Genomic DNA, 6889 nt, shown 5'->3' on the forward strand with positions numbered 1-6889 from the left:
CAACGGGGGGGACGGGGCGAGAGAAGGCTGGCGAGGGCTCCGGAGGGGACCGGACGAAGGCCGGGCAAGGGCTGGGCGGGCCCGGAAATGGAGCGGATCCGGGGGCGTAGCCTGCCCCCGGACCCTGTGATGCCGCCCATGCGGCACGCCGGCACGCTTGAGGACCCAGGTCAGTCATGATGTCGTCGCGTCCTGCCTTTGGACCACCACACATCGAGCTGTGCGGACCGGACTTGAACCGGCATTTCGACGTCCGGGGCCTGGGCCCGGTCGATCCGGCGATCGGCGGCGAATGCTGAGTCTGGAGCGAGAGTCTGAGATTGATCACGGGCGGGATTCAGTGTCCCGACCGTGCCGTCACGACAAGCTTCAGTTTCAGCTTTGCGCTCCTCGCGCACCCCGGTCACTGAGGACCGGGGAGTCTGGAAGACTACCCGAACAGGTAGCCGAACACGGCATCACCGACACGCTGGTCGACGACGTCGGAGCCGTTCGCCTCCTCGCGGGCGAACTTCACGGCCTGCTGCAACTTCTCGACGCGGTCGAGGAGTTCGTTGACACGGCGGGCGGGAAGGGCACCCGAGAACTTCACGGTCGTCCAGTAACCGACGGGAATGTCCTCGTAGTACACCTCGACCTGAGCGGGGTGCTTGTCGGTCGCCTCCGCCTTCACATGGTTGCGCGGCACCTTCTTGGTCCGCAGCGTCCGCACGGGCTCCGTCTTCCACGCGTCGGTCGACGGGTCCTGCACCCAGGACTCGGACGCGTCGAGCAGCGGGAGCTTCCGTACGAACGTGGTGAGGTCGACCAACTGCTTTTCCAGGAACAGCAGATAGGACACCGGGACATCGGCGACGAGCACCCGCCCGTCGACGGTCACGTCCGCCCGCGCCGCACAGTTGGCCCAGTCCTTCGTGGCGGTCACATCGAACAACCGTGACAGGGTGGCCGCGGTCTCCCGCAACACGTCCTCGGCCTGCACCTGCACCCGGGTCGACTCGGGCGGCAACTGCTCGCCCTCCTCGTCCTTGGGCTGATACGTCCGCGAGATACCGGCCAGCAACGCCGGCTTCTGCAGCCCGTGATGAGCCGCCGTCAGGTCCTGGTGGGCCTTGGACTTGACGCCCTTCTCCACTGCGATGATCTGATTGAGTTTCGCCACGGGAGTGACCGTAGCAGCGAAAACTTCCGTTTCCCCAAAGGTTATTCGGCCGGCGACCACCGAGGGCCACAGAGCCTCGGACCGATTGTCAGTGGCGTGCGCTTCACTGGAGTGGTCACTGAGAGTCACCACGGGGGAGCGGTCGATGACAGCAGCGCACGAGACGAATGAGAGTGGGCAGGGGCAGGGGCAGGCGCAGGGATCGGCAGGCGGCGGCCACACACACGCCGCTCGTACGCATCTGTCGGCCGCCGGGTTGCGCGCGCGGGGATGGACAGCCGGGATGGTGGGTCAACTGCTCGGCGAACCCGATCTGTTCCGGGTCAATCCGTACTCTCGGGCGGCTCCGCGGATTCGGCTGTACTGCGTCGAGCGCGTCGAGGCCGCCGAGCGGAGCGCGGAGTTCCGGGCGGTGACGGCGGCTGCCGTACGGCGGTCCGCGGCGGCGCGGGTCGTCGCTCGGCGCAGGCTGCGGGAGGTACTGGCGCGGATCGCGGCCGCGCCGATCGACGTACCGCGGCTGGCTCCACGCGAGTTGGCGGCGCTGGCGGTCGAGTACCGCGATCGGCGGGACGGTGCGGTCGGCTCGGTCGGGAGTGCCGATCCCGGCGCGCTCGACCGGTGGAAGGTCGACTGGCTGCAGCACCAACTGGCGCGCCACGAAGAGTTGTTGGACGGGCTGTACGGAGGTGCCGGGTGGGCCGCCGCCGAGGAGTCGCTCCGGCGGCGGGTCTACGGCGCGATCGCCGAGGCGTATCCGTTCCTTGCGCGGGAGTGCGAACGCCAGTTGTCCGGGCGGGAAGGCGGTCCGCCTCCGGATTGACCGGCCGAGCGGAAATTCGGATGCGGGCGCCGGCATCCACATGGTCGGCTGACGCCCGCCTTGCGCCAACTATCAATCGCCGACGGCCGATCACCAATCACCAATCACCAATCACCAACGATCATTTGTCCGATCCCTGGGAGACCCCGTGCTCGAACGCGTCACCGCCCCCTCCCTTTTCCCCCCACCCACCTACTCCCACGCCACCGTCGTCGAAGCCGGTACGAAGCTCGCCTTCCTCGCCGGGGCCGTCCCGCTCGACGCCGACGGCAAGGTGGTCGGCGTGGGGGACGCGGTGCGGCAGGCCCAGCAGGTGCTCGCGAATCTGGGTGAGCAACTGCGGGCGGTCGGCAGCGACTTGGGGCATGTCGTGGCGACGGACGTGTACGTCGTCAGCAGCGAACCCTCGGTGTTGTCAGCCGTATGGGAGGTGGTCGAGGCGTCCGGGCTCAGCGTGGGGCCGCACTCGTCCACGCTCGTCGGAGTCGCCTGCCTCGGGTACACCGGCCAGCTCGTGGAGATCACGGCGACTGCTGTCGTACCGGAAGAGGTGGCGCAGCCATGAGCACCGAGTCGGCCGAGTCCGAGACCGTCGTCACGCTCCGCCGCGCCACCGCTCCAGACGCGCGCCCCGCCGCCGACGTATGGCTGCGTTCGTTCGCCGCCGCCTTGCCCACCGTCGTCAGTCCTCGGTCCGCCGACGACGTGCGCGACTACTTCCGGGACGTCGTCGTGCCGCTGCGCGACGTCTGGGTGGCCGATGCGGGGGACGGTGGCGGGATCGTGGGGCTGATGGTCGTCGACGGTGACGAGCTGTCCCAGTTGTACCTCGACCCGGACTGGCGCGGGCGCGGCCTCGGGGACCGGTTCGTCGGGCTCGCGAAGGAACGGAGTCCGCGGGGGCTTCACTTGTGGACGTTCCAGGTCAACAAGCCCGCCCACCGGTTCTACGAGCGCCACGGCTTCGTCGCCGTCGAGTTCACGGACGGCGGCGGCAACGAGGAGCGGGAGCCGGACGTGCGGTATGTGTGGCAGCCCAAGTCGTAGGTCAGGGGCGGGCGTTGCGGGCAAGTTCCAGGGCGTACGACGGCCACCATCGGCCCGCCGCCGGGCCGCCCCGGCAGGTGCCGTCGGACTCGCCGGGGCGTTTGATCCAGAGGTAGGCGTCGAGGAGGGGGTTGTCCGTGCGGGTCGTCGGCGGGGTGCCGAGCGCGCGGCCGGGTGGATTGCACCACCCGTCGGTGCCGGCGTAGGGGCCGTTGCCGTTGCGGCTGGTGTCGATGACGTAGTGCTTGCCGGCGAGGTCCTTGGAGAGCTGGTCACCGTACGTCGAACTCGCCTTGTCCGTCTGATAGTTGGCGACGTTCAGCGCGACGCCGTCGGCACCGGCGACCCCGGACGCCTTGAGCGCGTCGACCAGTCGCCAGGCCTCGGGGATCCAACCGGAGTTGCCCGCGTCGAGGTAGACATGCGTGTGCGGCTGGAGTTTGAGTCGGTCGACGGCGTGGGCGAGCAGCGCGTAGCGCTCCCGCGCGACCACCCGGGTACAGCCGGCCACCACCTGGGCCACCGCGTCCGGTTCGACGATCACGTAGGCGCCCCGGTCGCCGAGCGCGGTCGCGAACTCGTCGATCCAGGCGCGGTAGGCGGCCGAGGTGGGGGCGCCGCCGAGGGAGTACTGACCGCAGTCGCGGTTCGGGATGTAGTACGCCACGAGGACGGCGATCTGTCCCGCGCGGGTGGCGGTGGTGGTGCGGGCGCGGACGAGTGGGCCGGGGTGGGGGCCGTTGAGCCACTCGGCCTCGGGTCTGGTGGCGATGCGGTCCATCAGGGCGGCGTCCGTCGTGCGGCCGGACTCGCGCCAGATGGCTGCCTGTTGGGCGGCCCGGGAGTCGGGGGCGGTCCAGAACGGTTCCGGTTCGTCGTGCGTCGCCCCCGCGCAGCAGAGTCCGGTGAGGAGGGTGGCGAGGAGGGCGCGTGATACCGGTCTGGGCAAGGGGGCTCCGTTCTCGCCGGGGGCGACTCGTCCTTCCGGAGTGTGCGGGGTGCCTGGTCCTTACCTCGGCGCACCGCTGATCCGAGCGACACAAGATCACCCTGACGGATGCGAGTGCGCGCTACCGGCTACGGGCTACGGGCTACGGGCTACGGGCTACGGGCTACGGGCTACGGGGGAAGGATGCATGGTGTCGTCCGGCGGCTGCTGCGCCGTCGTGGCCGGTCGCGCCCACCCCGCGGAGCCGCACATCGATACAGCCCCGCACCCCTAAGAGCCACCACCCCAGGTCCGTTTCTTCGGCACCGGAGTCGCATAGCTCCCCGCCCTGCTCGTCCTCAGTCCCAACCCCACCAGCGACTCCGCCAGCTTCACCGCCGCCCCGACCCCGTCGACCACCGGCAACCCCAGCTTCTCCCCCACCGCCCGCTGCAGGCCCGTCATCCCGGCGCAGCCCAGCACCAGCACCTCGGCGCCGGCCGCGCACGCCCGTTCCGCCGCCGCGAGGAATGCCGCCCGCGTACGGTCCTCGTCGCCGCCGAGGTCGAGGACGCTCAGCCCGGTTCCCACCACGGCCGCGCAGTTCCGGCCGACCCCCGCCAGCTCCAGGCTGTCCTCGATCTGGCCGCAGGACCGTTCCAGCGTGGTGACGACGCCGTACCGTCGGCCCAGCAGACAGGCCAGGTGGGCGGCGGCCTCGGTGATGTCGACGACCGGTACGTCCACCAACTCCCGGACGCCTTCCCGCCCGTGCTCCCCGAAGCCGGCCATGACGACGGCGTCGTAGGGCGGGCCGTCGTAGGTCCGCAGCAGGTCCATGACGGCCGCGGCCGAGAGGTAGCTGTCGAGCCAGCCCTCCGCGGACTCGGGGCCCCACGTGGGGGTGAGCCCGATCACGGTGGTGCCCGGGCCTGCGGCGGCCCGGGCACCTCGTACGATCTCCTCGGTCATCTCCTGCGTGGTGTTGCAGTTGGTGACGACGATGCGCACTCCGCTCAGACCTCCACCGGCTCGGGGGCGGGCTCGGCGGCGGCTCGGTCGGTGCGGCAGATCAGCAGGTACAGGCCGGCGCCCAGGGCCGTACCGACGAACCACGAGTACGGGGCGACATCGCTGAACGTCTTCACCAGGGCGAGTACGGCCGCGACCGCCGCCGAGGGCAGGAACGCCCACAGTGCCTTGGGGTTGACGCCCTTCCTGTAGTAGTAGCGGGAGCCGGGGGTCGCGTCGAAGAGTTCCTGTACGTCGACCCGGCCGCGCTTGACCCAGTAGTAGTCGATCATGATCACGCCGAACAGCGGGCCCAGGAAGGCGCCCAGGCCGCCGAGGAAGTAGTTGACGACGGTCGGGTTCGAGAAGAGGTTCCACGGCGTGACGACCAGTGCGGCAACCGTGCTGATCATGCCGCCGATCTTGAACGTGATCTTCTGCGGCCAGACGTTGGCCAGGTCGTACGCCGGTGAGACGAAGTTGGCGACGATGTTGACGCCCATGGTGGCGACGGCGAACGTCAGCGCGCCCAGCACCATCACCCAGGTGTTGCCGACCTTGGCCACCAACTCGGCCGGGTCGGTGATGGCTTGGCCCCAGACCTCCAGCGAACCGGCCGTGACGATCACCGACACGACCACGAACGCCGTGGAGTTGATGGGCAGGCCCCAGAAGTTGCCGCGGCGGACGGTGCGTTCGTCCGGTGCGAAGCGCGAGAAGTCGCAGAAGTTGAGCATCAGCGTGCCGTACGTCGCGAGGATCAGGCCGATCGCGCCGAACCACTGCCGCCACTGCTCGCCGAACGAGACCGGGTGCGGGGTGGAGGTGAGCGAGATGCTCCAACCCGCCTTGGACAGCACCCAGATGGCCAGCGCGATCATCACCAGCCAGATCGCGGGGCCGCAGAAGTCCTGGAACTTCCGTACGGATTCCATGCCCTGACTGATGATCACCGCCTGGATCAGCCACAGCGACACGAAGGACATCCAGCCGAGGGCGTCAAGTCCCAGGAAGGAGTGGTGAGTCCAGGACTCCAGGCCCGGCCAGGCGGCCAGCAGCATCACGTTGACGGCGACGGAGGCGAGGTAGGTCTGGATGCCGTACCACATGATGGCGATCACGGCCCGGATGAGGGCCGGGATGTTGGCGCCCCAGACGCCGAAGCTGATGCGGCTGACGACCGGGAACGGGACGCCGTGCGCCTGCCCGATCTTCCCCATCCAGTTCATGCCGACGTAGATGAGCACGAAGCCGACGAGCAGCGAGGTGAAGACCTGCCAGACGTTCATGCCGAGGACCAACAGGCCTGCGGCGAACGTGTAGTTGCCGAGGTTGTGGACGTCCGACATCCACATGGCGAAGAGGTCGAAGACCTTCCAGTTGCGCTTGTCGGCGGGGGCGAGGTCTTCGTTGGTGAGCCGTGGGTCGGGGACGAACGCTGGTGTGCCGGTGACTTCGGCACGGTCGGCGAGGGACACGGGGGCCTCCAGGGCGAGGGGACGGAAGAGCGCGGAGGGCGTTGGGGGGGTGGAGGACGGGAGGAGACGGGAGGAGACGGGACGACTTCCGGTGTCGTTTGGTATACCAAACTGCCGTCATGGTCCTCCCGTCAACCGTTCCGACCGATGTCACCCCTGTTAACGCTCCGTAAAAGACGCCCGGAGTCGGCGAAGATGGCCCCATGAGCTCCACGACAGCGAAGATCGAACCCCTCGGAGCGGTGCGCGAGCGCGTCCTGGCCACCCTGCGGCAGGACATCATCGCCGGTCGCCTCCGCCCCGGAGACCGGCTGGTGGAGCGCGAGCTGGCCGAGCGCTTCGGGGTCTCGCGGGTGCCGGTCCGGGAGGCGATCCGCGCCCTGGTCGCGGAGGGCTTCGTCCTGTTCGAGTCGGCGCGCCGCACGGTCGTACGGCGGCTG

Annotated in this window: 8 protein-coding genes; 4 read left to right on the forward strand and 4 right to left on the reverse strand. The window is 69.3% G+C overall.

The genetic code is table 11. The features are described 5' to 3' along the window. Positions 1 to 430: 430 nt before the first annotated feature. Positions 431 to 1162, reverse strand: coding sequence for a hypothetical protein (locus JHN63_RS45085; RefSeq protein WP_200690936.1), 732 nt, complete (start codon positions 1160 to 1162; stop codon positions 431 to 433). 283 nt (positions 1163 to 1445) lie between these two features. Between JHN63_RS45085 and JHN63_RS45090 the strand changes: the two genes are divergently transcribed. From JHN63_RS45090 to JHN63_RS45100, 3 genes are all read left to right on the forward strand, one after another. Next, positions 1446 to 1985, forward strand: coding sequence for a hypothetical protein (locus tag JHN63_RS45090; RefSeq protein WP_200690937.1), 540 nt, complete (start codon positions 1446 to 1448; stop codon positions 1983 to 1985). 148 nt (positions 1986 to 2133) lie between these two features. After that, on the forward strand, positions 2134 to 2550 hold the full coding sequence (locus JHN63_RS45095; protein ID WP_200690938.1) for a RidA family protein: 417 nt from the start codon (positions 2134 to 2136) through the stop codon (positions 2548 to 2550). Further along, positions 2547 to 3032: a GNAT family N-acetyltransferase gene (locus JHN63_RS45100; RefSeq protein ID WP_200690939.1), complete on the forward strand. Its 486-nt coding sequence runs from the start codon at positions 2547 to 2549 to the stop codon at positions 3030 to 3032. The genes JHN63_RS45095 and JHN63_RS45100 overlap by 4 nt, the downstream gene beginning before the upstream one ends. A gap of 1 nt (position 3033) precedes the next feature. Here the strand turns inward: JHN63_RS45100 and JHN63_RS45105 are convergent, their stop codons facing one another. The 3 genes from JHN63_RS45105 to JHN63_RS45115 form a co-directional block, all read right to left on the reverse strand. Continuing rightward, on the reverse strand, positions 3034 to 3981 hold the full coding sequence (locus JHN63_RS45105) for a glycoside hydrolase family 6 protein (protein WP_200690940.1): 948 nt from the start codon (positions 3979 to 3981) through the stop codon (positions 3034 to 3036). Between the two features lie 270 nt (positions 3982 to 4251). After that, complete coding sequence (locus JHN63_RS45110) at positions 4252 to 4971, reverse strand: aspartate/glutamate racemase family protein (RefSeq protein ID WP_200690941.1); 720 nt, start codon at positions 4969 to 4971, stop codon at positions 4252 to 4254. 5 nt (positions 4972 to 4976) lie between these two features. After that, positions 4977 to 6449: an NCS1 family nucleobase:cation symporter-1 gene (locus JHN63_RS45115; protein ID WP_200690942.1), complete on the reverse strand. Its 1473-nt coding sequence runs from the start codon at positions 6447 to 6449 to the stop codon at positions 4977 to 4979. Positions 6450 to 6652: 203 nt separating this feature from the next. Between JHN63_RS45115 and JHN63_RS45120 the strand changes: the two genes are divergently transcribed. After that, the coding region (locus JHN63_RS45120) for a GntR family transcriptional regulator (protein ID WP_200690943.1) at positions 6653 to 6889 on the forward strand (237 nt) is incomplete at its 3' end.

The sequence above is a fragment of the Streptomyces sp. MBT65 genome (assembly GCF_016612545.1).
Classification (GTDB): domain Bacteria; phylum Actinomycetota; class Actinomycetes; order Streptomycetales; family Streptomycetaceae; genus Streptomyces.